The organism is Pseudomonas sp. BP8, assembly GCF_017875955.1.
Taxonomy (GTDB): domain Bacteria; phylum Pseudomonadota; class Gammaproteobacteria; order Pseudomonadales; family Pseudomonadaceae; genus Aquipseudomonas.
In genome coordinates, this window is sequence record NZ_JAGINK010000001.1 from 5,811,145 (window position 1) to 5,836,854 (window position 25,710).

Sequence of the window (25,710 nt, forward strand, 5' to 3'; positions counted from 1 at the left end):
GCCCGGAATCGGACATTGCAGTGATCATCCAGGAGCGGCGGCTTGGGGCAGGCGATCGGCTACAGGGCCTGGGCCTGCTGATACACTCCCACCCACCCTCCCCCGCCACGGACTCCGGCCATGCTCCATGAGTTGTTCAGCGTCTACCTGAAAATGCTCGTGCTCTACAGCCCGTTCTTCGTGCTGTCCTGCTTCATCAGCCTGACCCGGGGCTACTCCAGCAAAGAGCGCAAGCAGCTGGCCTGGCGCGTGGCGATCGCCGCGCTGATCGCCAGTGTCCTGCTCTACCTGTTCGGCCGAGTGATCTTCGGAGTCTTTGGCATCACCGCCGACGCGTTTCGCATCGGCGCCGGCAGCGTGCTGTTCATCTCGGCGCTGGGCATGGCCCAGGGCAAGCCGGCGGTGCAGAGCGACAACGTCCAGCAGGACGTCACCATCGTGCCGCTGACCATCCCGCTGACCGTGGGGCCCGGCACCATCGGTGCACTGCTGGTAATGGGCGTCAGTCAACCGCACTGGGACGACAAACTGCTGGCCATCATCAGCATCGCCTTGGCCAGCTTCACCGTCGGCCTGGTGCTCTACCTCTCGCACGGTATCGAGCGCATCCTCGGTGAGCAGGGCCTGCAGATCGTCAGCCGACTGATGGGCCTATTCGTCTGCGCCCTGGCCGCACAGATCATCTTTACCGGGATCAAGGGCTACTTCGTCAGCTAGCCCTTGGCGGCGAACCGTTGCCGGCTTGGCTCAGTCCGCAGCGGGATACCAGCGTGGGGTGTAGACCCAGGTCCCGCCGGCCTCGCGCGGAAACACGCAGGTGGTCGACGAGCCGACCAGGACCATCGTGCGCATGTCGACCATCTCTGTCTGCAACTCGCCCAAGGTCACCACCTTCAGGGTCTGCCCCGGACGGCCAATATCCCGCCCCAGCACGACCGGGGTAGCTGGCTGGCGATGCTGACGAACGATCTCCAGGGCGCGCCCGAGCTGCCAGGGCCTGGCCTTGGAGATCGGGTTGTAGAACGCCAGGACCAGGTCAGCCTGCGCGGCCAGGTCGAGGCGTGTTTCGATGATCGACCAAGGCTTGAGGTTGTCAGACAGCGACATCACGCAGAAATCATGGCCCAACGGCGCACCCGCCTGAGCAGCGGTGGCCAGGGACGCGGACACGCCCGGGAGGACCTCCAGATCGACCCGATGCCAGGCCGGGTCGGTGGACTCGTGCAGAGCCTCGAGCACCGCTGCCGCCATGGCGAATACGCCCGGATCACCCGACGACACCACCACCACCGAACGCCCTTGAGCGGCCAGCTCGAACGCATGCCGGGCGCGCTGCATCTCCTCCCGGTTATCGGTGTTGTGCAGGGTCTGATCAGGGCGGAACGGCCCGGCCATGCGCACGTAGGTTTCATAACCGAGCACATCCTCGGCGCGCGCCAGCTCGGCCTTGACCGCTGGCACCATCAGTTCGGCAGCCCCCGGCCCCAGGCCGATCACCGCCAGGCGGCCACGTCCGCGGCCGACCTGGGCAACCTCGAGCGGCGCAGAGGCCCGCGCGATGACGACACCTGCAGCTTCGCTCAGGCGCGCCTGGGGCACCGCTTGACCCGCCATGGCAACCAGGCTGTCAGCTTGCGGGGCAAAGCGCAGGGCTACCCCGAGTGCCTGTGCGGCCTGGTGCAAGGCCGGTTCGGCCATCTGCTGCTCACTGGCCAGCAGGCAGGCCAGCGACGCCTGAGCAATGTTGGCTTCGCGCAAGGCCGCCGTGACGCCTTGGACAAGCTCCGGCAGCTGCGCATCGACAGCGACCAGCACCGAACGCGCATGAATCAGCAGTTCATCGCGGCTTGCCGGGCGCGCTTCGCAGCCAACATGAATGGTCCGCTGCGCCGCAGCATCGGCAGGTAGCTGCACCTCGGCCAGCCACGGCGCCTCACCTTCGATGCGCACGCTTTCGCCTGCGAGCAGATCGGAGACGAAGCGTTTGCCCTGCTCCAGGTCAGCCAAGGCATAACCCGCTGGCGGATTGAGCAGGCAGGTGCCAAAGCGCAACTCGCCACTGGTGGTAATCGCTGCCGCCACGCCGAGCGCCGCACCGATTTCACGGGCCATGACATTGACCCCTCCGAGGCCGCCGAGCAGCGGCACTACCGCGCTGCCGTCTTCAGCCACGACCAGTACCGGTGGCTCGACATCCTTGTCACTGAGCAGGCTGGCCAGGCTGCGGATGACGATGCCTGCCGCACACAAGGCGATGATCGGCGTGTCCTGCTGGTACAGCTCACGCAGGGTCTGGCCAAACGCGTCATACAGGCAGTCGACACCCTCGACCCGACCACGCAGGCCATGAATCATCGACTCAGGGTACAGCTGCTGGATCCGCTGCGCGGTGGCCAGGCTGCCCGCGCCCAGAATGACGATTGCCGGTGCGCTGCGCATGTTCATCCCTGCCATTTTTCACCCGGCACGATGATCAGCGAGAAGTACGGCGACGACTGCGGGTCGACGGCGTCCAGGGCGACGATCTTCTGGTTGGCCATGGTCGCGCGCTCGACATACAGCGCGCGGCCGTCCATGCCCAGCTCAGCGAGGACCTGACGCACCTTGGGGAAGTTGCGCCCCAGTTTCATGATCACCGCAGCATCGGCGTCGGCCAAGCGGCGCTTGAGTTCGTCCGCTGGCAGTACCCCCGAGAGCACGGTCAGCGTCTGGTTGCGATAGACCAGCGGAGCACCGAGCACCGAGGCGCCGCCGAGCATCGAACAGACGCCCGGGATCACTTCGGCTTCGAAGCGCTGCGCCAGGCGGTCATGCAGGTACATGTAGGAGCCGTAGAAGAACGGGTCACCCTCGCAGATCACCGCCACGTCGCGGCCAGCATCGAGGTGCGCGGCGACCTGTTCGGCGGCTTCATCGTAGAAGTCGCTGATCACCTGTTCGTACGACAGCGGTGCCGGCAGCACCTCGGTAGTCACCGGGTACACCAGCGGCAGCAGGGTCTGCTCGGCCTGCAAGTGCGCCTCGATGATACCAAAGGCGTTGCCGCGCTTGCCCTTGGCGACAAAGTAGGCCACCACCGGCGATTCGCGCAGCAGGCGCAGCGCCTTGACCGTGATCAGCTCAGGGTCACCGGGGCCAACGCCCAGGCCGAGCAGACGTCCACGTGCAGTCATCATTCTACCTCCGTGGCCAGGGCGTTGACTGCGGCGGCGGCCATCGCGCTGCCCCCCAGGCGACCCTGCATGATCACGAACGGCACGCCACGGCTGTCGGCGGCAAGCATCGCCTTGGACTCCGCAGCGCCGACGAAGCCCACCGGGAAGCCAAGGATCAGCGCCGGTTTCGGTGCGCCGGCATCGATCATCTCGAGCAGGTAGAACAACGCCGTCGGCGCGTTGCCGATGACCACCACGCTGCCTTGCAGATGCGGCCGCCACAGTTCCAGGGCCACCGCCGAGCGCGTGTTGCCTGCGGCCTTGGCCAGGTCGGGCACGCTCGGGTCACGCAGGGTGCAGATGACCGGGTTGTTGGCGGGCAGGCGGGCGCGGGTGATGCCTTCAGCGACCATGTGCGCATCGCAGAGGATCGGCGCACCGTTGGCCAGGGCCTGACGCCCAGCGGTGCCGGCACCTGCGGAAAACTGCAGGCCGTCGATCGCCTCGACCATGCCGCAGGCATGGATCACGCGCACGGCGAGTTTTTCCAGGTCGGCAGGAATCCGTTCGAGCCGGGCTTCCTCACGGATGATCCGGAAGGAATTGCGATAGATCTCCTGACCATCGCGGATGTAGTCAATCATCAAGGTGCTCCGTAGGCAGGTCGAGCATGGCGCCTGCTTCTTTCAAGGTAAGGTCGCTGGCGCGCAGGGCACCGAAGCCCGGCAGGCGCGCATCACGCGCGTAAAGGTCATAGCGGCCCGGCGAGCGGGCCAGCAGGGTGGCCGGAGCCACATGGGCCATGGCGCAGGATCGCAGGCAACCGGACAGGTGCACGCTGGCGGCGGCGCCAGGCGACAACAGCGGGGCCAGCGTCACGGCGTCGGCCTTGGTGTCGGCCTGGGCCTTGGCGCAACCGCTGGAGCCGGTGCAGGCGGTGATCCGCGCCAGCGGCGCCGCGGCCTGGCAAAGCAGGCCGAGGGCCTCCAGCTCGGTCAGGGCCGCGTCCGCCTGGGCCGGGTCGATGGAGCTCAGCACCAGGCTTTGCCAAGGGCTCAGGCGCAATTGGCCGTCCCCCAGCTCACGCGCCAGCCGCGCCATACCGCGCAGCATGGTCGGGGTCAGCCGGCCCAGCGGCGGAGCGACGCCAAGCGCCATTCCCTGCTGCTGGGCAAGCCGGCCCAGCCAGGTCGTGCCGGCCGACGTGCGGCGCCAGCCGAGCACCGCCGGATCACGGCGGATCGGCACACCAAGGCCATCGAGGAAATCCTCGGCGGTGCAGGTTTCGAGCAACTGGCGCATGCGTGACTGTTCGGTACTGGCCAGGTCCAGGAAGCGCTCGAGCACCGCGCGGGTCAGGGCCAGCCCCTGTGCCACCGGCACCGCCGCCAATGGCCGGTCGGCACCAGGACAACCGGCCAGGCCAAACGCCAACCAGGTCTGCTGCTCAAGGACTACCGCCGACAGCCACAGGTCGTGCGGGTGGTGGAGCATGCTCAAGCCTTCGCCGCCATCCAGCTGCAGGGCGAACTTGGCCGATAGCTGATGAAACCGCGGGGTGCTTTCGAGCATCTCGAGGATCTGCCCGGCGAGCGGCCGGGTATCCATCAGCATGGCCGGGTCAAGGCCGGCCAGTGGGCTCAGCATCAGGTTGCGCACATCGTCGCCGGCCGCCTCGCGCGGGCCGAGCCCGGCGGCCAGCAGGTGGTCGATCAGCGCCTGATGCTGGTCGCCGATGCCACGAATCTGCAGGTTGCCGCGATTGGTCGCTTCGATCACCCCGCACGCATGGCGCTCGGCAGCCTCGGCCACGGCATCGGCCTGATCAGCCAGCAGCAGGCCGCCCGGCAGCTTGATCCGGCAGATGCCGCCATCACGGGCGGCGACGATGCGCCACAACCCCGGGCAAGCCGAGGGGCGGGGCGAAACGTCAGGGGTCTGGGGCGAGTTCAAGGGGGCATCCGGCAATCGTGAAAGTGCGCTTGAGTGTAGAAGGCGCGGTATTATGCCTGCTTTGTCCGACGGCATGAAAAACCGGCGGTCGAACATCGTATTGAATCCGGGGGCGCAACGCGGCCCCGCACCTGACAGAAGTGAAATCCATGGCCCCCTGGCTGACAGTAGTAGGTATCGGTGAAGACGGTTTCAGCGGCCTGGGCAAGCCCGCCCGACGCGCCCTGCTCGGCGCCGCGCGGATCTTCGGCAGCCCGCGCCAACTGGCCCTGCTGCCCCGCTGCATCGTCGGCGAACGGCTGCAGTGGCCCTCGCCGTTCTCCCTGGCCCCGGTCCTGGCCCTGCGCGGCGAACCGGTCTGCGTGCTGGCCAGCGGCGACCCGATGTTCTACGGCGTCGGCGCCAGCCTGGCGCGCCAGGTGCCCGCCGAACAGATGCATGTGCTTTCCAGCCCGTCCTCCTGCGCGCTGGCCGCGGCGCGCCTGGGCTGGCCGTTACAGGATGTGCAGGTGCTGTCGCTCGTCGCCCGTCCGCTGGCCGCGCTCACTGCGCAGCTGTACACCGGCGTGCGCCTGTTGCTGCTGAGCAATGACGGCGACAGCCCGGCACAGATCGCCGCCCTGCTGCGTGAACGCGGTTTTGCTCCGAGCCGGATGCACCTGCTCGAACACCTCGGCGGCAGCGACGAGCGCCACCTCAGCGGCACCGCTGAAGACTGGCCGCACGCCCAGGCTGCCGCACTCAATGTGGTCGCCATCGAGTGCCTGGCTTCGCCCACTGCTGTGCGCCTGTCGCCAACGGCCGGCCTGCCCGACAACGCGTTTCGCCACGACGGTCAACTGACCAAACGTGATGTCCGCGCCATCACTCTGGCGCGCCTGGCCCCGCAACCTGGCGAGCTGCTGTGGGACGTCGGCGCCGGCTGCGGGTCGATCGGCATCGAGTGGATGCGCAGCCATCCCAGTTGCCGGACCCTGGCCATCGAGGCCGACGCCGGCCGCCAGGCCTTTATCGAACACAACCGCGATGCCCTCGGCGTGCCCGGCTTGCAGCTGGTGCGCGGCAAGGCACCGCAGGCGCTCAGCGCGCTCGAACGGCCCGATGCGATCTTCATTGGCGGCGGCGTTACCCGCGAAGGCGTGTTGTCGCGGTGCTGGCAACAGCTACGCCCCGGTGGGCGTCTGGTGGCCAACGCCGTGACCCTGCAGAGCGAGTTGGCCCTGGCGCACTTTCGCGAGCAGCACGGCGGCGAACTCACCCGAATCCATCTCGCCCAGACCCAGCCACTGGGAGCCTTCGACACTTGGCGCCAGGCCCTGCCGATCACCCTGCTCGACGTGGTGAAACCCCTCGATGCGTGAAGAAACCCGCGAGCAGCCCACGCCCCTGCGCAGTGGCCTGACCACCGGCAGTTGCGCCACGGCCACCAGCCTCGCGGCAGCGCGCTTGCTGCTGACTGGCCTCAGCGAAGACGCCGCACACATCACCCTGCCCAAGGGCAAGCATGTGCAGATGCGCCTGGAGTTCTGTCGTCGAACCGGCGAGTGCGCCGAGGCCGGTACGCTCAAGGATGCCGGCGACGACCCCGACGTCACCCATGGCGCCCTGCTCTACAGCCAGGTGCGCTTGCTTGAAGCGCCGGGGGTACGCTTTGTCGCCGGCGTCGGCGTTGGCACCGTGACCCGCCCGGGCCTGGTCCTGGCGGTGGGCGAGCCGGCGATCAATCCGGTGCCACGCCGGATGATCACCGAGCACCTGCAACAGCTGGCCAGCGACTGCGCCTACGCCGGCGGTTTCGAGGTCACGGTCAACGTGCGCGACGGTGAACAACTGGCGTTGAAGACCATGAATCCGCGCCTCGGCATCCTCGGTGGGCTGTCGATTCTCGGCACCAGCGGGATCGTCCGGCCGTTTTCCTGCTCGGCCTACATCGCCTCGATCCACCAAGGCATCGACGTCGCGCATACCAATGGTTATCGCCACATTGCCGCGTGCACCGGCAACGCTAGCGAAGACACCATGCGCCGGGTCTACAACCTCCCGGAAATCGCCCTGATCGAAATGGGCGATTTTGTCGGCGCGGTGCTCAAGCACCTGCGCAAGGTACCGGTAGCGCGTCTGAGCCTGTGCGGCGGGTTCGGCAAGATCAGCAAGCTGGCGGCGGGGCACATGGACCTGCACAGTCGCCATTCGAGCATCGACCTTGCGCAGCTGGCCGGTTGGGCCAAGGACATCGGCGCCGATCAGACGCTGCAGGATGCGATCATCGCCGCCAATACCAGCCAGCAAGCGTTGGCCCTGGCCCATGCGGCCGGGGTCGCCCTGGGCGATGCGGTGTGTGCCCATGCCCTGGCGTTTGCCCGCAGCGTGGTGCCCGCTCAGGTGCAGGTGGAAGTGTTCGCCATCGACCGCCAAGGCGGCATCGTCGGCCAGGCGGGTGTGAGATGAGCGCACGCATTCTGCTGCTCGGTGGCGTCACCGAGGCGCTGGCCATCGCGCGACGCTTGGGGCCGGAGCATGTCTACAGTCTGGCCGGGATCGGCCGCGTGCCGCAGGACCTGCAGTGCCAGGTGCGGGTGGGCGGCTATGGCGGTGCCGACGGCTTGGCGGATTACCTGCGCGACGCCGGCATCACGCTGTTGATCGACGCGACCCATCCGTATGCCGCGCAGATCAGCCGCAATGCGGCGCAGGCGGCGCGTAGCGCGGGCGTTGCCTGTTGGGCGTTGCGTCGGCCAGCGTGGCAGGCGCAGGCCGGCGATGACTGGCGCGAAGTGGCTGACTGGGCTGGTTTGATCAAGGCGCTCAAGCCGTTTGAGCGGCCACTGTTCACGTTGGGGCGCGAACCTTTGCAGCATCTGGACGAAATCCCCGCTCACCAGTTCTGGACCTTGCGTGCGCTGGAGGCGTGCCCTGGGAATGAGCGCTGTGAGGTGATCGGCGCACGCGGACCGTTTGATATCGAAGGTGAACGGGCGCTGTTCGCGCGGCGGCGGGTGGATGTGCTGGTGAGCAAGAACAGCGGCAGCGTGGCCACCGAGCCGAAGCTGCAGGTGGCGCGGGAGCTGGGCGTGCCGGTGCTGGTGTTGCGGCGGCCGGCGTTGCCGACGGTTGACCGGGAGTTTTTTGCGGTTGAGGCCATAGTGGCAACACTGACTTCCGTTTAACGCTTGTGCAGGGCCAAGTCCTACAACAGTGCCGCCCTTTTCCCCTACCCCCTACCGAATCCCCCCAATGGCCCATGGCCTGCCATCTGCCGTAAACTCAGCCCTCCTCCCCTGGAAGGCCCACCCATATGGAAATGCAATGGTGGATCTGGCTCGTCTTCGGCGTTGCCCTGATCCTGCTTGAACTGGTCCTGCCCACCTTCTTCATTCTCTGGTTCGGCATCGGTGCCGTACTGGTGGCCTTGATCGCCCTGGCGGCACCAACCCTGCAGCTGGATATGCAGGTACTGCTGTGGGTGCTGTTCTCGTCAGTCACCACCGCGCTGTGGTTCAAGCTGTTCCGCCGCAAGCGGCCCGACGTGCGCTGGACTGCCGACAGCGTGCTCGGCGAAGTCGGCCTGCTGACCGCCAGCGTGTCGGAGTTCCAGAAGGGCCGCGTGCGCTTCCAGAAGCCGATCCTCGGCAATGAAGAGTGGACCTGCGTCGCCGACAGCGAAATCGCCGCCGGCGAGCGCGTGCGTCTGACCGCCATCGAAGGCAATACCGCCCGCGTCACCCGGGCCTGATCCGTACTACAAGGAAGCTCCAGCATGACCAGCCTTATCGTCGTCGCGACGCTCGCCGTCTTCGTCCTGATCACCGTATTCAAAGGGGTACGCATCGTGCCTCAGGGCGAAGAATGGATCGTCGAGCGCCTCGGCCGCTATCACAGCACCCTCAAACCCGGCCTGAACATCGTCATCCCGTACATGGACGTAGTCGCTTACCGCCTGCCGACCAAGGACATCATCCTCGACGTGCAGCAGCAGGAGATCATCACCAAGGACAACGCGGTGATCGTCGCCAATGCGCTGTGCTTCGCCAAGGTGGTCGATCCGCAGAAGGCTTCGTACGGCGTGCAGGACTTCTCCTTTGCCGTGACCAGCCTGACCATGACCTCGCTGCGCGCCATCGTGGGCGCCATGGACCTCGACGAGGCACTCTCCAGCCGCGAGCAGATCAAGGCTCGCCTGCGCGAGGCGATGTCCGAACAGACCGAGGATTGGGGCGTGACCGTGCGCTCGGTCGAGATCCAGGACATCAAGCCTTCGGAGAACATGCAGTTGGCCATGGAGCGTCAGGCGGCTGCCGAGCGTGAGCGTAAAGCCGATGTGACCCGCGCTGAAGGGGCCAAGCAGGCGGCCATCCTTGAAGCTGAAGCGCGCCTGCAGTCGGCCAAACTGGATGCCGAAGCGCAGATCAACCTCGCCGAGGCCTCGGCACGGGCGATCACCCTGGTCAGGGACGCAGTTGGCACTGAAACCACCCCGGCCATGTACCTGCTGGGCGAGCGCTACATCACCGCCATGGAGAACCTGGCGGGAAGCGACAATGCCAAGCTCGTGGTGCTGCCGGCCGACTTGCAAGAGACGGTACGCGGGCTGCTTGGGCGCAAGGCCTGACATAGCCAGGGGCGCTTTGCGCCCCTGCGTCACTTCACCGCACCCCGCCTTTTTTACCTATACTCCGCCGTACAATACCCGCCACGATTCCTGACCGGATCTCTCCATGCCCCCACGTCGGCACATCGCCTGGATAGCCTGCTTGGCAGTGCTGTTCAATCTGCTGGCCATGCCGCTGTCTTCCGCTGCGTCCAAGGGCGCGGCCGAGCAGCTGCTGTGGGGGGCTTTCTGTTCCAGCATGGGCGCCAAGGCCAAGCTCGATGTACAGGCCCTGGCCAAGATCGACCTTGGCGATCAAGGCGGCGATCAAGCCAACATGCAGCACTGCTGGTGCTGCTCCGGTGGCGCACCGCTACTGGCTCTGCCGGGGCAGGCGCCGCAGTTGCGCAGCCCGCCCCAGTTCAGCCTCGGCCAGCTGCCCAGCCTCGCCGACTACCAACCGACGCCGCGCCAACTCTGGCCGGCGCTCAATCCCCGCGCTTCTCCCCTGGCCTGAGTTCACCACGCTACCGCACTGAACCTGTACAGATCGGAGACTCAATCCATGCTCAAGCAAGCCCTCGTCCTGGCCGCCCTGTTGCTGCCCGGCGCCTTCGCCAACGCTCATGAATACACCCAGGGCGACCTGCACATCGCCCACCCGTGGTCGCTGGAACTGCCGCCCAACGCCCCCAACGTCGCCGCCTACTTCGTGGTGCACAACAACGGCACGCAGGACGATCGCCTGCTCAGCGTCGAAACCCCCATCAGCGATGATGCCCAGCTGCATGAGCACAGCAAGACGGCCGACGGCCTGATGAAAATGCAGCAAGTGCCCGGGGTCACCATCCCCGCTGGCAAGGACCTGCTGTTCGCGCCCAGCGCCTATCACGTGATGCTCATGCAGCCCAAGGACCGCAGTCTGCTGCGCGACGGCAAGCGTTTTCCGCTGACCCTGCACTTCGAGAAAGCCGGTGACATTACCGTCGAGGTGGCCGTGCAGAAGCAGCCGCCCACCGACCAGCCAGGGCATCAACACACGCACTGACCGCTGACGAGCGCTCGCCATGAGCCTGCTGCGCGACCGCAACGCCCGCCGTACCACCCGCCCTGATCGCAGGCGCGCCGGTGGCGGCTGGCTGAGCCTGTTCGCCATGTGGATGATTTTCATCGGCCCACTGGTTTCCCAGTCGATGCCGATGGATCACCACGCCGGCATCAACATGCCGATGGACATGTCCATGGCGTCCGGCCACGCCCATGCCGGCGAGGGCCACCATGGCCATGGCAGCGATGGCGAGCAGCACGCCCTGTGGGAAAAATGCGGCTATTGCAGCCTGCTGTTCAACTGCCCGACCCTGCCGCAAAGCTTCAGCCCGCTCAACCATGGCAGGGTTGCCCATGCCCTGCCGCTATCCGCGCCCACCCTGCACGGCCATGCCCGCCAGGCGGTGTTCCCCGGTGCCCGCAGCCGTGCGCCGCCTTTCCCTTCGATCGACGTCTGAAGCGCAATTGACCGCACGGAGCCAGGAGGCTTCGCGCTCACCCATGACTGATCGACTGGAATCACTATGTCCGGCTGCATCCCTGTATCTGCCCTGTCCCTGCGCGGGACGATTGCCGTGCTCTGCGGCTCGCTGCTCGCGCCGCTGGCGCTGGCCGCCGAGCCCGGCCATGACGGCCACGACCATGACCTCGCCGAGCTGAGCCCGACGGTCATCACCGCCGTCGCCCCCAGCTCGCCACTGACCGTGGTCACCAACCCCAAGGACCCACGCCAGCCGGTGCCGGCCAGCGACGGTGCCGACTACCTGAAGACCATCCCCGGCTTCTCGGCGATCCGCTCCGGTGGCACCAACGGTGACCCGGTACTGCGCGGCATGTTCGGCTCACGCCTGAACATCCTCACCAATGGCGGCCTGATGCTCGGCGCCTGCCCCAACCGGATGGACGCACCCACCTCGTACATCTCACCGGAAACCTACGACCGGCTGACCGTGATCAAGGGCCCGCAAAGCGTGATCTGGGGGCCAGGGGGCTCGGCCGGGACCATTCTCTTCGAGCGCGAGCCAGAAAAATTCGGCGAGCTTGGCAGCCGGGTCAACGCCAGCCTGCTGGCCGGCTCGCACGGCCGCTTCGACAAGGTCCTCGACGCCGCGGCCGGTAACAGCCAGGCCTATGCGCGCTTTGTCGGCAACCAGTCGCGCTCCGACGACTATGACGACGGCAATGGCGATACCGTGCCGTCACGCTGGGACAAGTGGAACGGCGACGTCAGCCTTGGCTGGACGCCCGACGCCGATACCCTGCTCGAGCTCACCGCTGGCAAGGGCGATGGCGAGGCACGCTATGCCGGGCGCGGTATGGACGGCTCGCAGTTCAAGCGCGAAAGCCTCGGCCTGCGCTTTGAAAAATCCAACCTCGGCGAGGTACTCGACACGCTCGAAGCGCAGGTCTACTACAACTACGCCGACCACGTGATGGACAACTACAGCCTGCGCACGCCGTCGGGCAGCGGCATGATGGGCATGCCCATGGTCAGCAATGTCGACCGGCGCACGCTGGGCGCGCGGATCAAGGCCACCTGGCGCTGGGCCGATGTGCAATTGATCAGCGGTATCGACGCGCAGACCAACGAGCACCGCAAGCGCGGGGGCATGGGTGTCGACGCGCACAAGGGCCAGGCCTGGACCAAGGACGCCGACTTTCACAACTACGGCGTCTTCAGCGAGCTGACCTGGTACGCCAGCGCTGAAGACCGGCTGATCACCGGCGCGCGCCTCGACCGCGCCTCGACGCGGGATTTTCGTGACAGCAGTGCCACCGGCGGCGACAGCCGTGCCGACACCTTGCCCAGCGGCTTTGTGCGCTATGAGCACGACCTGGCGGCGCTGGCCGCGACCACCTATATCGGTCTCGGCCACGCCCAGCGCTTCCCCGACTACTGGGAGCTGTTCTCCCCCAGCCAAGGCCCGGCGGGCTCGGTCAACGCCTTCGACGGGATCAAACCGGAGAAAACCACCCAGCTCGACTTCGGTATCCAGTACCGCAGCGAGCGCCTCGAAGCCTGGGCCTCGGGTTACCTTGGGCAGATCCGCGACTACATCCTGTTCGACTACCGCACCGGCATGATGGGCATGAGCACCTCGCAGGCGCAGAACATCGATGCGCGGATCATGGGCGGCGAACTTGGCGGGGCCTACAAGCTGTCGGAAAACTGGAAGGCCGACGCAACCCTGGCCTACGCTTGGGGCAAGAACAGCAGTGATGGCAAAGCGCTGCCACAGATGCCGCCTCTGGAAAGTCGCCTGGGCCTGACCTACAGCCAGGACAACTGGAGTACCGGTGCCCTGTGGCGACTGGTCTCGGCACAGAACCGCATCGCCGCAAACCAGGGCAACGTAGTCGGCAAGGACTACGAGAAAAGCGCAGGCTTCGGCGTGTTCTCGCTCAACGGCGCCTACAAGGTGAACAACAACCTCAAGCTCAGCGCGGGGGTCGACAATCTGTTCGACAAAGCCTACGCCGAGCACCTGAACCTGGCCGGGAACGCCGGGTTCGGCTACCCGGCCATGGACCCGCAGCCGGTCGACGAGCCAGGCAGGACCTTCTGGACCAAGGTCGATATCAGCTTCTGACACTCACTACGGGCGCGGCAACGACCGCGCCCCACACCTTGCCTGATGGGAGGTTCCATGAGCGGACCACGCATTTCCTTCTACAACCTGGCCTGGCGCTGGCATTTCTATGCCGGGCTGTTCGTTGCCCCTTTCATGATCCTGCTGGCGATCACCGGGATCATCTACCTGTTCAAGCCCCAGCTCGACCCGCTGATGTACCGCGAGCTGATGGTGGTCGAGGCCAGCGATCACCGGCAGACTGCCGACGCCTTGCTCGCCGAGGTCCAGCGTGCCTATCCCCAAGGACACGTGGGCCAGTACCTGCCAGCGCTGAATGCCGAGCGCAGCGCGCAGTTCGTGGTGCATGACGGCGGCCGCGAGCTGAATGTATTCATCGACCCCTACAGCGCCAAGCTGCTCGGTGAACAGGACGCCAAGGACAACCTGCAGGCCGTGGCCCGCGCCTTGCACGGCGAGCTGATGGTCGGCACCGTGGGTGACCGCCTGATCGAGCTGGCGGCGGGCTGGGGCATCGTCCTGGTGGTGTCCGGGCTGTACCTGTGGTGGCCACGCGGGCGCAACAGCGCCGGGGTCTTGTGGCCACGCCTGTCGGCCCGGGGCCGGCTGCTCTGGCGTGACCTGCATGCGGTCAGTGGTTTCTGGGGGTCGGCGCTGTTGCTGCTGATGCTGCTCAGTGGCATGACCTGGACCGGCCTGTGGGGCAAGCAGTATGCCGACCTGTGGAACCGCTTCCCGGCAGCCATGTGGAACGACGTGCCGAAGTCGGATCAAGAGGCCCGAGTGCTCAATCAGGCCCATCGGCAAACCGTGCCCTGGGCCATGGAGAACACGCCCATGCCGCAGTCTGGCGCGCATGCCGAGCATGCTGGCCACCACATGATGTCGAGTGCCCCAGCGGCGCCACAGGTCAGCCTGCAGCAGGTCGAGGACATCGCGACCAGCCGCCTGGTCGAGCCCGGCTACAGCATCACCCTGCCGACCACTGCCGAGGGCGTGTTCACCGTCGCCGTGTTCGCCGACGACCCACGCAACGACGCCACCCTGCATGTCGACCAGTACACCGGCAAGGTGCTCGCCGATGTGCGCTGGCAAGACTACAGCCCGGTCGCCCGCGCCACCGAGCTGGGGGTGATGCTGCATGAGGGCAAGATGTTCGGCGCGTTCAACCAGATCGTCATCCTGCTGGTGTGCCTGATGATCCTGCTGGGCTCGGTCAGCGGCCTGGTGATGTGGTGGAAACGTCGGCCTGCGGGCGGGCTCGGTGTGCCGCCGTTGCGCCACGACTTGCCGCGCTGGAAGACGGCGACGGCGGTGATGCTGGTGCTGGGGGTGGCGTTCCCGTTGGTGGGGGTGTCGATGCTGGTGATGTGGGGTGTGGATAGCCTGGTGCTGCGGCGCAGAGTACTGGCCAGAGCCTGATCAGGGCCGGCCTCTTCGCGGGGCAAGCCCGCTCCTGCAGGTACACCACACCCTCTGTAGGAGCGGGCTTGCCCCGCGAAAAGGCCGGTACAGTTCGCGACCAAAGTCGTGTCGATCTGTCGCGCCCCGTTTTGGGACGCCCGTGTTAGCCTACTCGGCTCGCACAAAAAGACTGACCCTCAATGGAATGCAGCCAATGACTCGGACCTCCACCCCTCCACCGGCAGATGACCAGCATCTGCAACGTAACCTGACCAACCGCCACATCCAGCTCATCGCCATTGGCGGCGCCATCGGCACCGGCCTGTTCATGGGCTCGGGCAAGACCATCAGCCTCGCTGGCCCGTCGATCATCTTCGTCTACATGATCATCGGCTTCATGCTGTTCTTCGTCATGCGGGCGATGGGCGAGCTGCTGCTGTCGAACCTCAACTACAAATCCTTCATCGACTTCTCGGCCGACCTGCTCGGGCCGTGGGCGGGCTACTTCACCGGCTGGACCTACTGGTTCTGCTGGGTGGTCACCGGTATTGCCGACGTGGTCGCGATCGCCGCGTACTCACAATTCTGGTTCCCCGACCTGCCCCAGTGGATACCGGCCCTGAGCTGCGTCGCGTTGCTGCTGGCGCTGAACCTGGTCACGGTGAAGATGTTCGGCGAGCTCGAGTTCTGGTTCGCCCTGATCAAGATCGTCGCCATTCTCGGCCTGGTCGTCACCGGCCTGTACATGGTCATCACCGGTTTCGAGTCGCCAAGCGGCCGCACCGCCGACCTGGCCAACCTGTGGAATGACGGCGGGATGTTCCCGCATGGCCTGATGGGTTTCTTCGCCGGATTCCAGATTGCCGTGTTCGCCTTTGTCGGCATCGAGCTGGTGGGCACCACTGCCGCCGAAGCCAAGGACCCGCAACGCACGCTGCCACGGGCGATCAACTCGATCCCGATCCGCATCATCGTCTTCTATGTACTGGCGCTGATCGCCATCATGGCCGTCACCCCATGGCGCGACGTGGTACCCGGCAAGAGCCCGTTCGTTGAACTGTTCGTCCTCGCCGGCCTGCCTGCGGCGGCGAGCATCATCAACTTCGTGGTGCTGACCTCGGCGGCCTCCTCGGCCAACAGCGGTGTGTTCTCCACCAGCCGCATGCTGTTTGGCCTGGCCCAGGAAGGCGATGCACCAAAAGCCTTCGAGAAGCTCTCGCGCCGCGCAGTGCCGGCCAACGGGCTGTTCTTCTCGTGCACCTGCCTGCTGCTTGGCGCCGTCCTGATCTACGTGATTCCCGACGTGGTCGAAGCGTTCACCTTGGTCACCACGGTGTCGGCGCTGCTGTTCATGTTCGTCTGGACGCTGATCCTGCTGTCGTACCTGAAGTACCGCGTCCAGCGCGCCGCACTGCACCAGGCCTCTACCTACAAGATGCCGGGCGGGCGCTTCATGTGCTACGTGTGCCTGGTGTTCTTCGCCGCCATCCTGGTACTGCTGGCCCTGGAAGACGACACGCGCAAGGCGTTGATCGTGACGCCATTGTGGTTCGTGATTCTGGCGGTGACCTATCAGTTCGTCCGTAGCCGTCGCCAGCCGCGCGCGGCCATCGGTAACGCACAGGACTGACAGGTCCGAATGGGGCCGCGTGCGGCCCCAATTCCGTGCACAGCGCAAGCACTGGCACCAAGCTGGACCGCAAATATCCCTAACCCCCTCCGCAAGCCCCGCAAACCGGCGGTTTTGCCGTGTCCGAAAACTGGGCACACCGCTTGCAAACGCTCTTCTCCGAGGTGCCAACAGCAAAAACAACTCAACGGAGAGAGCACATGAAGCGTCGCAGTCTGATCAAGGCCTTTACCCTCAGCGCATCGATTGCCGCCATGGGCCTGAGCTGGAGCATCCAGGCCGCCGAGACCATCAAGGTCGGCATCCTGCATTCGCTGTCGGGGACCATGGCGATTTCCGAGACGTCACTCAAGGACATGGCCTTGATGACCATCGAAGAGATCAACGCCAAGGGTGGCGTCAACGGCAAGATGCTCGAACCGGTGGTGGTCGACCCGGCCTCCAACTGGCCGCTGTTCGCCGAAAAGAGCCGTCAGTTGCTGACCCAGGACAAGGTCGCGGTGGTGTTCGGCTGCTGGACCTCGGTGTCGCGCAAATCCGTGCTGCCGGTGTTCGAAGAGCTCAACGGCCTGCTGTTCTACCCGGTGCAATATGAAGGCGAAGAGATGTCGCCAAACGTCTTCTACACCGGCGCCGCGCCCAACCAGCAGGCGATCCCGGCCGTGGAGTACCTGATGGGCGAAGACGGCGGCAGCGCCAAGCGCTTCTTCCTGCTCGGCACCGACTACGTCTATCCGCGCACCACCAACAAGATCCTGCGCGCGTTCCTGCACAGCAAAGGCGTCGCCGACAAGGACATCGAAGAGGTGTACACGCCGTTCGGCCACAGCGACTACCAGACCATCGTCGCCAACATCAAGAAATTCTCCGCCGGCGGCAAGACCGCGGTGATCTCCACCGTCAACGGCGACTCCAACGTGCCGTTCTACAAGGAGCTGGCCAACCAGGGCCTGAAAGCTACCGACGTACCGGTGGTGGCGTTCTCGGTGGGCGAGGAAGAACTGCGCGGTATCGACACCAAGCCGCTGGTTGGGCACCTGGCCGCGTGGAACTACTTCGAGTCGGTGGATAACCCGGTCAACCAGAAGTTCGTCGCCGACTGGAAGGCCTACGCCAAGGCGAAGAACCTGCCGGGCGCCGACAAAGCCGTGACCAACGACCCGATGGAAGCCACCTATGTCGGCATCCACATGTGGGCACAGGCCGCCGAGAAGGCCAAGTCGACCGACGTCGACAAGGTCCGCGAGGCCCTCGCCGGACAGAGCTTCAAGGCGCCGTCGGGCTACACCCTGACCATGGACAAGACCAACCACCACCTGCACAAGCCGGTGATGATCGGCGAGATCCAGGATGACGGCCAGTTCAGCGTGGTCTGGGAAACCGAGCAGCCGTTGCGGGCGCAGCCTTGGAGCCCGTTCATTCCGGGTAACGACAAGCGGCCTGACTACGCGGTGAAAGGTAACTAAGCGCACGGGGCCGCGTTGCGGCCCATTCGCGGGGCAAGCCCGCGCCCACGCTGCCCGCGGTGCATCCGCCTTTTTTCCAGGAATACCCCATGCTCAGATTCCTGCTCGCCCTGCTCCTGCTGTTGCCCTTGGCAGCCCAGGCCAGCGAAGGCGAATTGTTCTTCACTGCCAAGCCCGCCGAGCAGGCCCGCCTGCTTCAGGACTGGGCTGCGCAGCCGACACCGGAGCGCCTGGCCCTGCTCACCTCGCTCAAGCAAGGTCGCATCGCCGCAGACGACAGCCGCAAGATCCGCCTGAACAACCGCCTGCGCGGCTTGATCGACAACGCCCTGGCCAGCCACCAGTTGTTCAGCGACGATCCCGCCGTGCGCCTGACCGCCGCCAGCGAACTGCAGCGCAGCGCGCAGCCGGCGCAGATGGCCTTCCTCGACCGGCGCTTCGCCAGCGAACCGGACGCCGCCGTGCACGCCGCACTGGGCCTGGCCCTGGCCAACCTGCAACTGGACGCCGGCGAGCCTGCGGTGCGTCTGGCGGCCGTACGCCTGCTCGGTGAAACCGGCGACCCGCTGGCCCGCACCCGTCTCGAAAGCCTGCTCCAGCCGGGTGCCGAAAGTGACGCAGGGGTGCGCACCGCCGCTGAAACCAGCCTGGCCCAGGTCAAGCGCAAACTGCTCATCGGCGAGCTGCTCGGCCAAGCGTTCAGCGGCCTGTCGCTGGGTTCGATCCTGTTGCTCGCAGCACTTGGCCTGGCAATCACCTTCGGCCTGCTCGGGGTGATCAACATGGCCCATGGCGAGATGCTCATGCTCGGCGCCTACAGCACCTACATGGTTCAGGTCCTGCTCCAGCGCTACTTGCCCGGGGCGATCGAGTTCTACCCATTGATCGCCCTGCCGGTGGCCTTCGCCGTCAGTGCCGGGGTCGGCATGGCGCTGGAACGCACGGTGATCCGCCACCTGTATGGCCGCCCGCTGGAAACCCTGCTGGCGACCTGGGGCATCAGCCTGATCCTGATCCAGGCGATCCGCCTGCTGTTCGGCGCACAGAACGTCGAAGTGGCCAACCCGGCCTGGCTGTCGGGTGGCATTCAGGTGCTGCCCAACCTGGTGCTGCCGTACAACCGCCTGGTGATCATCGCCTTTGCCCTCGCGGTGGTGTTGCTGACCTGGCTGCTGCTCAACCGCACCCGGCTCGGCCTGAACGTGCGTGCGGTGACCCAGAACCGCAACATGGCCGCCTGCTGCGGGGTGTCCACCGGACACGTCGACATGCTCGCCTTCGGCCTCGGCTCGGGCATTGCCGGGCTGGGCGGCGTGGCCCTGAGCCAGGTCGGCAACGTCGGCCCGGACCTCGGCCAGAGCTACATCATCGACTCGTTCCTGGTGGTGGTGCTCGGCGGCGTTGGCCAGCTGGCCGGCAGCCTCTGGGCCGCATTCGGCCTGGGCATCGCCAATAAATTGCTGGAACCGCAGATCGGTGCGGTGCTTGGCAAGATTCTCATCCTTGCGCTGATCATCCTGTTCATCCAGAAGCGTCCGCAAGGCTTGTTCGCCCTCAAGGGACGGGTAATCGACTGATGAACCAGCCACTGCTTGTCACCGCCACGCAAAAGGCCGGGCCGCGCTTGTCGCTGGCCATCGGCGCCGTCGTCATCCTCATCCTGCTGGCCCTGCCGCTGCTGTCACTGCTGCCCGCAGGGCATGCGCTGCAGGTCTCGGCCTACACCCTGACGCTGGTCGGCAAGATCCTCTGTTATGCCATCGTCGCCCTCGCCCTGGACCTGGTCTGGGGCTATGCCGGGCTGCTGTCGCTCGGCCACGGGCTGTTCTTCGCCCTCGGTGGCTATGCCATGGGCATGTACCTCATGCGCCAGGCCGCTGGCGACGGTCTGCCGGGTTTCATGACCTTTCTGTCGTGGACCGAGTTGCCCTGGTACTGGGCCGGCACCCAGCACTTTGCCTGGGCCATGTGCCTGGTAGTGCTGGCGCCGGGCTTGCTCGCGCTGGTGTTCGGCTGGTTCGCGTTCCGCTCGCGGATCAAAGGCGTGTACTTCTCGATCATGACCCAGGCGTTGACCTTCGCCGGCATGTTGCTGTTCTTCCGCAACGAAACCGGCTTTGGCGGCAACAACGGCTTTACCAGTTTTCGGACCATCCTCGGCTTCGACATCGCCGCGCAAGGCACCCGCGCGGTGCTGTTCCTGCTCACCGTCGGCCTGTTGCTGGCCAGCCTGTACCTGTGCTGGCGGCTGACCCGGAGCAAGTTCGGCCGGCTGCTGACGGCACTGCGTGACTCGGAGAACCGCCTGATGTTCTGCGGCTACGACCCACGCGGCTTCAAACTGCTGGTGTGGGTGCTCAGCGCGGTGCTGTGCGGCCTGGCTGGCGCGCTGTATGTGCCGCAGGTGGGCATCATCAACCCCAGCGAAATGTCGCCAACCAACTCCATCGAAGCTGCCGTGTGGGTTGCCCTCGGCGGGCGCGGCACGCTGATCGGCCCGCTGCTCGGCGCCGGTCTGGTCAACGGCATGAAGAGCTGGTTTACCGTGGCTTTCCCGGAGTTCTGGCTGTTCTTCCTCGGTGCGCTGTTCATCATCGTCACCCTGTACCTGCCCAAGGGCGTGATCGGCCTGTTGAAGAAAAGGAGCCAGCCATGAGAGGCCTGCCCCCGGTACATCCCGAATTCATGCTGGAACCGGTGTTCGACCAGGTCGGCACCGGCCGCGAAGCAATCGGCCTCGGCCAGCGCCGCGGCAAGGGCCTGGACGTGCGCCATGGCACGGTGCTGAGCCTGGAAGACATCAGCGTCAGCTTCGACGGTTTCAAGGCACTGAACGCCTTGAACCTGTACATCGGCGTCGGCGAACTGCGCTGCATCATCGGCCCCAACGGCGCCGGCAAGACCACCCTGATGGACGTGATCACTGGCAAGACCCGCCCCGATACCGGCACGGCGTTTTTCGGCGACACCCTCGACCTGACCCGCATGAGCGAATACCAGATCGCTCAGGCCGGGATCGGCCGCAAGTTCCAGAAGCCGACGGTGTTCGAGGCATTGACCGTGTACGAGAACCTCGAGCTGGCGCTCAAGACCGACAAGTCGGTCTGGGCCAGCCTGGCGGCACGCTTGTCGGGCGAGCAACGCGAGCGGATCGAGCAGGTGCTGAGCACCTTGCGTCTGCTGCCCCTGGCCAAGCGCCAGGCCGGGCTGCTGTCGCACGGGCAGAAGCAGTTTCTCGAAATCGGCATGTTGCTGGTGCAAGAGCCGCAGTTGCTGCTGCTCGACGAGCCGGTGGCGGGCATGACCGATGCCGAAACCGAGTTTACCGCCGAGCTGTTCAAGGGCCTGGCGGGCAGTCATTCGCTGATGGTGGTCGAGCACGACATGGGCTTTGTCGGCAGCATTGCCGACCACGTCACCGTGCTCCATCAGGGCAGCGTGCTGGCTGAAGGTTCGCTGGAGCAGGTACAGGCGGATGAGCGCGTGATCGAGGTCTACCTGGGCCGCTGAAGCTCACCCCACATCAATGCAATCCCTGTAGGAGCGGCGGTGCGGCGATCTCGCAGGGAAGCAAGAGGACGTACATATGCTGAAAATCGATACCCTGCACCAGTACTACGGCGGCAGCCATATCCTGCGCGGCTTGTCCTTCGAGGCCAAGGTCGGTGAAGTGACCTGCCTGCTCGGGCGCAACGGCGTGGGCAAGACCACCCTGTTGCGCTGCCTGATGGGCCTGGTCGCGCCGCGTGAGGGCAGTGTGCACTGGGAAGGCCAGCCGATCACCACGCTCAAGCCGCAACAGCGCGTGCATGCCGGCATCGCCTACGTGCCCCAGGGCCGTGAAATCTTCCCGCGCCTGACCGTCGAGGAAAACCTGCTGATGGGCCTGTCGCGCTTCCCGGCGCGCGAGGCCCGCGAAGTGCCAGCGTTCATCTACGAGCTGTTCCCGGTGCTCGAGCAGATGAAACAGCGCCGCGGCGGCGACCTGTCCGGCGGCCAGCAGCAACAGCTGGCCATCGGCCGTGCCCTGGCCAGCCGGCCGCGGCTGCTGATCCTCGATGAACCTACCGAAGGCATTCAGCCGTCGGTGATCAAGGAAATTGGCGCGGTCATCCGCAAGCTGGCCGACCGCGGCGACATGGCCATCCTGCTGGTCGAACAGTTCTACGATTTTGCCGAGGCGTTGGCCGATCAGTACCTGGTCATGGCCCGCGGCGAGATCATCCAGCAGGGCCGTGGGGAAAACATGCAGGCCGAAGGTGTACGCGGGCTGGTAACCATTTAATCTGCAGGCCTATCCCCTGCGAGACGCTTGTCATGAGTTACGAGATCCGCGAGGCCCTGGCCACTGATGTGCCGGGCATCCTCGACATCTACAACGACGCCGTGCGCAACACCACGGCGATCTGGAACGAAACCCCGGTAGACCTGGCCAACCGCCAGGCCTGGTTCGCAGCGCGCGCGCAGCAGGGTTATCCGATCCTGGTCGCGGTGGATGACAGTGGCGTGCTGGGTTATGCATCGTTTGGCGACTGGCGCCCGTTCGAAGGCTTCCGGCATACGGTGGAACATTCGGTGTATGTACGAGGCGATCAGCGCGGCAAGGGCCTTGGGCCGGTATTGATGCAGGGGCTGGTCGAGCGTGCCCGGACGTGTGGCAAGCATGTGATGGTGGCGGCGATCGAGAGTGGCAATGCGGCGTCGGTGCGCCTGCATGAGCGGCTGGGCTTCGTGGTCACCGGGCACATGCCACAGGTGGGGGTGAAGTTTGGCCGCTGGCTGGATCTGACCTTCATGCAGTTGCTGTTGAACCCAGGGGCTGAGCCTGCCTGATCAGGGCCTCTTCGCAGGGCAAGCCCGCGCCTTCGGGATCTGTCCTGCAGGAGCGGGCTTGCCCCGCGAAGAGGCCGCCGCCGACACCCCGCAACATCACACCATCGCGCCATCCACCAACACCTGCAAGCGCCCACGCGAACAGCGCTCGACCCGCGCCTCGACGCCATACACCTCAGCCAGCAGCCCCGCCGTCAGCACCTGCGCAGGCGCCCCGCTCGCCACCACCCGGCCCTGGCTCAGCACCACCAGCCAGTCCGCATGGCTTGCCGCCAGGTTGATATCGTGCAGCACTGCCACCGCCAGCAAGCGATGGGCAACCACCCGCTCGCGCACGGCATCCATCACCCGCAACTGGTAGTGCAGGTCCAGCGCGCTGGTCGGTTCGTCGAGCAACAGCACCTGCGGATTACGCGCCAGCAACTGCGTCAACGCCACCAACTGACGCTGACCGCCAGACAAACTGTTCAACGGCTGCTCGGCCAGATGCTCGATGCCCAACTGGCGCAACGCCTGGTACGCCACCTCGAGCAGGTTGTCGCCGCCGCTCAGACGCAGCGCCGCGACAATGCTCTCCAGCACCCCCAGGGCGATCCCGGGCGGCAACTGCTGGGGCATGTAGGCCAGCCGCCGTGAGCGCTCGGCCAAGCCCAGCCGGGTCACATCCTGGCCATCCAGTTGCAGCGAACCCTTCATCCGTTCCAGCCCGGCAATCGCCCGCAGCAAGGTCGATTTGCCCGCGCCATTCGGCCCGACCAGCGCCACCAGGCTGCCGCCCGGCAAGGCAGGCAAGCTCAGGCCCGTGATGATCGTGCGCGGCCCATAGGCCACCGACAGGTCATTGATCAACAGGCTCATGCACGCCTCCCACGACGGAACACCAACGCCACGAACACCGGCACCCCGACCAATGCAGTGACGATGCCCACCGGCACGATCACCCCAGGCAGGATCACCTTGCTGGCGATCGATGACAGCGACAACAGCAATGCGCCGACCAACGCGCTGGCCGGCAACAGGAAACGCTGGTCCTCACCCACCAGCAGCCGAGCAATGTGCGGGCCGACCAGGCCGATAAAACCAATGGTGCCGACAAACGCCACGGCCGTGGCCGAGAGCAGGCTGATACGCAGCAGGGAGGCGATCCGCAGCCGCCGCGTGTCGACGCCAAAACTGCGCGCGCGGTCTTCGCCCATGCGCAGCAGGGTCAAGGCGGGTGCGGCGCGCAGCGAGAACGGCGCCACCAGCAGCAACACCAGCGCCAACAGGCCGAGCTTGTGCCAGTCGGCCCGCGCCAGGCTACCCATGGTCCAGAACACCAGTTGCTGCAGCACGTCCTCGGTCGCCAGCAACTGCAGCAGCGAGACCAGCGCATTGCAGCTGAACACCAGCGCGATACCCAACAGCACCAGGCTTTCCACCCCGGCGCCACGCACACGCGCCATGGCCTGCAACAGCACCACCGACAGACAGGCGAACACGAACGCCATCAATGGCACCTGAACCGCCGGCTCAAGCCAGGCAACCGCCAACGGATAGGCAATCGCCAGCGAGGCGCCCAGGGCTGCCGACGACGACACGCCCAAGGTAAACGGGCTGGCCAGCGGGTTGTCGAGGATCGCCTGCATTTCAGCGCCGGCCAGCGCCAGCGCGGCGCCGACCAGCACCGCCATCAGGGCATAGGGCAAGCGTACGTTCCAGATGATCACCTGCTCGGTGGCGCTCAGTGCGTGCGGGTCGAGCACGCCCTGCAGCAGGCGCCCCAGGCTCATGCCGGACGCACCGCTGGCCAGGTCACCGAGTACCGACAGCAGCAACAGCGCGGCTATACCGGCGACCAGCGCTGTCCGCCGCCAGAGCAGGCGGCGGTAGCGCCAGGCCGCCAGTGCTGCGCCGTCGTGTGCAAGCGAAGTCACTTGGCGTCGATCCAGTACTGGCCTTCAAGGCCGACATGCAGCAGCTGATTGATCTCGGCCATGGTCGCCTGTGGGTCGACATCGGCAAAACGCTCGGGGTGAACCCAACGCGCCATGGCCTCGACCGCGAGGATATTGAAGGGTGAGTTGTAGAAGTCATGCCAGAGGGCGTGCGCATGGCCCGCCTGGATCGGCCGCAACGGGGCGAACTCGGGCCGAGCGGTAATCTGAGCAAGGCTCTGGCGGGCGGTGTCGGCTGTCACACCGGCGCCCAGCAATACGCCCGGCGCACGGTTGCCGGTGGCGATGTAGATATCCGGATCGGCCTGCAAGACATACTCGACACTGACATCACCCAGTGCCCCCGGCACCACATCGGCGCCAATGTTATGCCCGCCCACCGCCTGCACCAGGCTGCCCAGGCCGCTCTTGCCGGTGGTGTGCCCCGGCGCCTGCCAGACGCCCGCCAGCAGTTCGAGGAAGACCTTGGGCCGCTCGCTGTCACTGAGCCCGGCGACGCGTTCGGTGACGTTCGCGAGGTGCCGGTCATACAGGTCCAGATACTGCTTGGCCTCGCGCTCACGACCCAGTAATTGGCCGAGCGCTTCAAGACTGACCCGGGTGTTCTTGATCGGGTGCACGCGGAAGTCGATGAACAGCACCGGCACCCCGGCCTTGGCTAGCAGGTCGGCGACCGGACTGTGTTGGGTCGGGCCCTCGCCAGCAATGCTGAACACCGCCAGGTCCGGTTTCAAGGCCAGGATCTGCTCGGCGCTGACGCTCTGCTCGGACGCTTGGCCGATCAGCGGCAACTGAGTGATCTGCGGGTACTGCTTGGCGTAGATCGCGTAGGTATGCGGATCCAGCAGGCGCATGTCGTTCTGCCAGCCGACCACGCGCTGGAACGGGTTATCGCGGTCGAGCAGCGCCAGGGCGAAGAACAGCCGGCCTTCGCCGAGGACGATGCGTTGCGGCGCATGGTCGATCTCGACTTTGCGGCCGAGTACGTCGGTGACTTGTACCGCACTGGCGGACTGGGCGAAACCTAGGCAGGTCGCCAGCAGCAGGAAGGCATGGATGAGCGCGCGCATCGGAGGAAATCCCCTGACAGAGAATCGAAGCGCGGC

25 protein-coding genes are annotated in these 25,710 nt (G+C 65.9%); 18 read left to right on the plus strand and 7 right to left on the minus strand.

Translation table 11 applies throughout. The features are described 5' to 3' along the window. The first annotated feature begins 120 nt into the window (after positions 1-120). On the plus strand, positions 121-717 hold the full coding sequence (locus J3B00_RS25475; RefSeq protein WP_209873989.1) for a MarC family protein: 597 nt from the start codon (positions 121-123) through the stop codon (positions 715-717). A gap of 30 nt (positions 718-747) precedes the next feature. On the opposite strand, the gene cobJ is transcribed toward J3B00_RS25475, so the two are convergent. Genes cobJ through cobG form a run of 4 tightly spaced genes read right to left on the minus strand, consistent with a single transcriptional unit; the run spans position 748 to position 5,123 of the window. Beyond that, positions 748-2,439, minus strand: coding sequence for a precorrin-3B C(17)-methyltransferase (cobJ, locus tag J3B00_RS25480; RefSeq protein WP_209873992.1), 1,692 nt, complete (start codon positions 2,437-2,439; stop codon positions 748-750). A 2-nt stretch (positions 2,440-2,441) separates the two neighbouring features. Beyond that, positions 2,442-3,176, minus strand: coding sequence for a precorrin-2 C(20)-methyltransferase (locus J3B00_RS25485; protein WP_209873995.1), 735 nt, complete (start codon positions 3,174-3,176; stop codon positions 2,442-2,444). Next, complete coding sequence (locus J3B00_RS25490; protein ID WP_209873998.1) at positions 3,173-3,799, minus strand: precorrin-8X methylmutase; 627 nt, start codon at positions 3,797-3,799, stop codon at positions 3,173-3,175. Before J3B00_RS25490 ends, J3B00_RS25485 begins: the two co-directional genes overlap by 4 nt. Beyond that, positions 3,792-5,123, minus strand: a complete 1,332-nt coding sequence (cobG, locus tag J3B00_RS25495) for a precorrin-3B synthase (protein ID WP_245362628.1) — start codon at positions 5,121-5,123, stop codon at positions 3,792-3,794. Before cobG ends, J3B00_RS25490 begins: the two co-directional genes overlap by 8 nt. Before the next feature lie 134 nt (positions 5,124-5,257). Here cobG and cbiE point away from each other — a divergent pair, with 134 nt between their 5' ends. From cbiE to J3B00_RS25580, 17 genes are all read left to right on the plus strand, one after another. Beyond that, positions 5,258-6,469: a precorrin-6y C5,15-methyltransferase (decarboxylating) subunit CbiE gene (gene cbiE / locus J3B00_RS25500; protein WP_209874001.1), complete on the plus strand. Its 1,212-nt coding sequence runs from the start codon at positions 5,258-5,260 to the stop codon at positions 6,467-6,469. Then, positions 6,462-7,556: a cobalt-precorrin-5B (C(1))-methyltransferase gene (locus J3B00_RS25505; protein WP_209874003.1), complete on the plus strand. Its 1,095-nt coding sequence runs from the start codon at positions 6,462-6,464 to the stop codon at positions 7,554-7,556. Before cbiE ends, J3B00_RS25505 begins: the two co-directional genes overlap by 8 nt. Then, positions 7,553-8,275, plus strand: coding sequence for a cobalt-precorrin-6A reductase (locus tag J3B00_RS25510; protein ID WP_209874006.1), 723 nt, complete (start codon positions 7,553-7,555; stop codon positions 8,273-8,275). Before J3B00_RS25505 ends, J3B00_RS25510 begins: the two co-directional genes overlap by 4 nt. 128 nt (positions 8,276-8,403) lie before the next feature. Beyond that, a complete protein-coding gene (locus J3B00_RS25515) occupies positions 8,404-8,841 on the plus strand; it encodes an NfeD family protein (protein WP_209874009.1) in 438 nt (145 codons plus the stop codon). A gap of 24 nt (positions 8,842-8,865) precedes the next feature. Beyond that, complete coding sequence (locus J3B00_RS25520) at positions 8,866-9,717, plus strand: SPFH domain-containing protein (protein WP_209874012.1); 852 nt, start codon at positions 8,866-8,868, stop codon at positions 9,715-9,717. A gap of 106 nt (positions 9,718-9,823) precedes the next feature. Next, complete coding sequence (locus tag J3B00_RS25525; protein ID WP_209874016.1) at positions 9,824-10,213, plus strand: DUF2946 domain-containing protein; 390 nt, start codon at positions 9,824-9,826, stop codon at positions 10,211-10,213. 48 nt (positions 10,214-10,261) lie between these two features. Continuing rightward, on the plus strand, positions 10,262-10,744 hold the full coding sequence (locus J3B00_RS25530; RefSeq protein WP_209874019.1) for a copper chaperone PCu(A)C: 483 nt from the start codon (positions 10,262-10,264) through the stop codon (positions 10,742-10,744). A 19-nt stretch (positions 10,745-10,763) separates the two neighbouring features. Next, positions 10,764-11,201, plus strand: coding sequence for a DUF2946 domain-containing protein (locus J3B00_RS25535; protein ID WP_209874022.1), 438 nt, complete (start codon positions 10,764-10,766; stop codon positions 11,199-11,201). Positions 11,202-11,267: 66 nt separating this feature from the next. Continuing rightward, complete coding sequence (locus tag J3B00_RS25540) at positions 11,268-13,334, plus strand: TonB-dependent copper receptor (protein WP_209874025.1); 2,067 nt, start codon at positions 11,268-11,270, stop codon at positions 13,332-13,334. Positions 13,335-13,391: 57 nt separating this feature from the next. Beyond that, positions 13,392-14,756, plus strand: a complete 1,365-nt coding sequence (locus tag J3B00_RS25545; RefSeq protein WP_209874028.1) for a PepSY domain-containing protein — start codon at positions 13,392-13,394, stop codon at positions 14,754-14,756. A gap of 196 nt (positions 14,757-14,952) precedes the next feature. Next, positions 14,953-16,368, plus strand: a complete 1,416-nt coding sequence (cycA, locus tag J3B00_RS25550; RefSeq protein WP_209874031.1) for a D-serine/D-alanine/glycine transporter — start codon at positions 14,953-14,955, stop codon at positions 16,366-16,368. Positions 16,369-16,568: 200 nt separating this feature from the next. Next, a complete protein-coding gene (gene urtA, locus J3B00_RS25555) occupies positions 16,569-17,834 on the plus strand; it encodes an urea ABC transporter substrate-binding protein (protein ID WP_209874034.1) in 1,266 nt (421 codons plus the stop codon). 89 nt (positions 17,835-17,923) lie between these two features. Next, positions 17,924-19,411: an urea ABC transporter permease subunit UrtB gene (gene urtB / locus J3B00_RS25560; RefSeq protein WP_209874038.1), complete on the plus strand. Its 1,488-nt coding sequence runs from the start codon at positions 17,924-17,926 to the stop codon at positions 19,409-19,411. Next, positions 19,411-20,490: an urea ABC transporter permease subunit UrtC gene (urtC, locus tag J3B00_RS25565; RefSeq protein ID WP_209874041.1), complete on the plus strand. Its 1,080-nt coding sequence runs from the start codon at positions 19,411-19,413 to the stop codon at positions 20,488-20,490. Before urtB ends, urtC begins: the two co-directional genes overlap by 1 nt. Then, complete coding sequence (gene urtD, locus J3B00_RS25570) at positions 20,487-21,344, plus strand: urea ABC transporter ATP-binding protein UrtD (RefSeq protein WP_209874044.1); 858 nt, start codon at positions 20,487-20,489, stop codon at positions 21,342-21,344. Before urtC ends, urtD begins: the two co-directional genes overlap by 4 nt. Positions 21,345-21,420: 76 nt before the next feature. Further along, complete coding sequence (gene urtE / locus J3B00_RS25575; RefSeq protein WP_209874047.1) at positions 21,421-22,119, plus strand: urea ABC transporter ATP-binding subunit UrtE; 699 nt, start codon at positions 21,421-21,423, stop codon at positions 22,117-22,119. A gap of 32 nt (positions 22,120-22,151) precedes the next feature. Next, positions 22,152-22,667, plus strand: coding sequence for a GNAT family N-acetyltransferase (locus J3B00_RS25580; RefSeq protein WP_209874051.1), 516 nt, complete (start codon positions 22,152-22,154; stop codon positions 22,665-22,667). A gap of 96 nt (positions 22,668-22,763) precedes the next feature. Here the strand turns inward: J3B00_RS25580 and J3B00_RS25585 are convergent, their stop codons facing one another. The 3 genes from J3B00_RS25585 to J3B00_RS25595 are packed head-to-tail and all read right to left on the minus strand — an operon-like array spanning position 22,764 to position 25,674. Beyond that, entirely contained in the window at positions 22,764-23,525 is a 762-nt protein-coding gene (locus tag J3B00_RS25585; protein ID WP_209874054.1) for an ABC transporter ATP-binding protein, read from the minus strand. Further along, positions 23,522-24,583: an iron ABC transporter permease gene (locus J3B00_RS25590; protein ID WP_209874057.1), complete on the minus strand. Its 1,062-nt coding sequence runs from the start codon at positions 24,581-24,583 to the stop codon at positions 23,522-23,524. The genes J3B00_RS25585 and J3B00_RS25590 overlap by 4 nt, the downstream gene beginning before the upstream one ends. Beyond that, positions 24,580-25,674 (minus strand): ABC transporter substrate-binding protein, encoded by a 1,095-nt coding sequence (locus J3B00_RS25595; RefSeq protein WP_209874060.1) that lies wholly within the window; start codon positions 25,672-25,674, stop codon positions 24,580-24,582. The genes J3B00_RS25590 and J3B00_RS25595 overlap by 4 nt, the downstream gene beginning before the upstream one ends. Between the last annotated feature and the right edge of the window lie 36 nt (positions 25,675-25,710).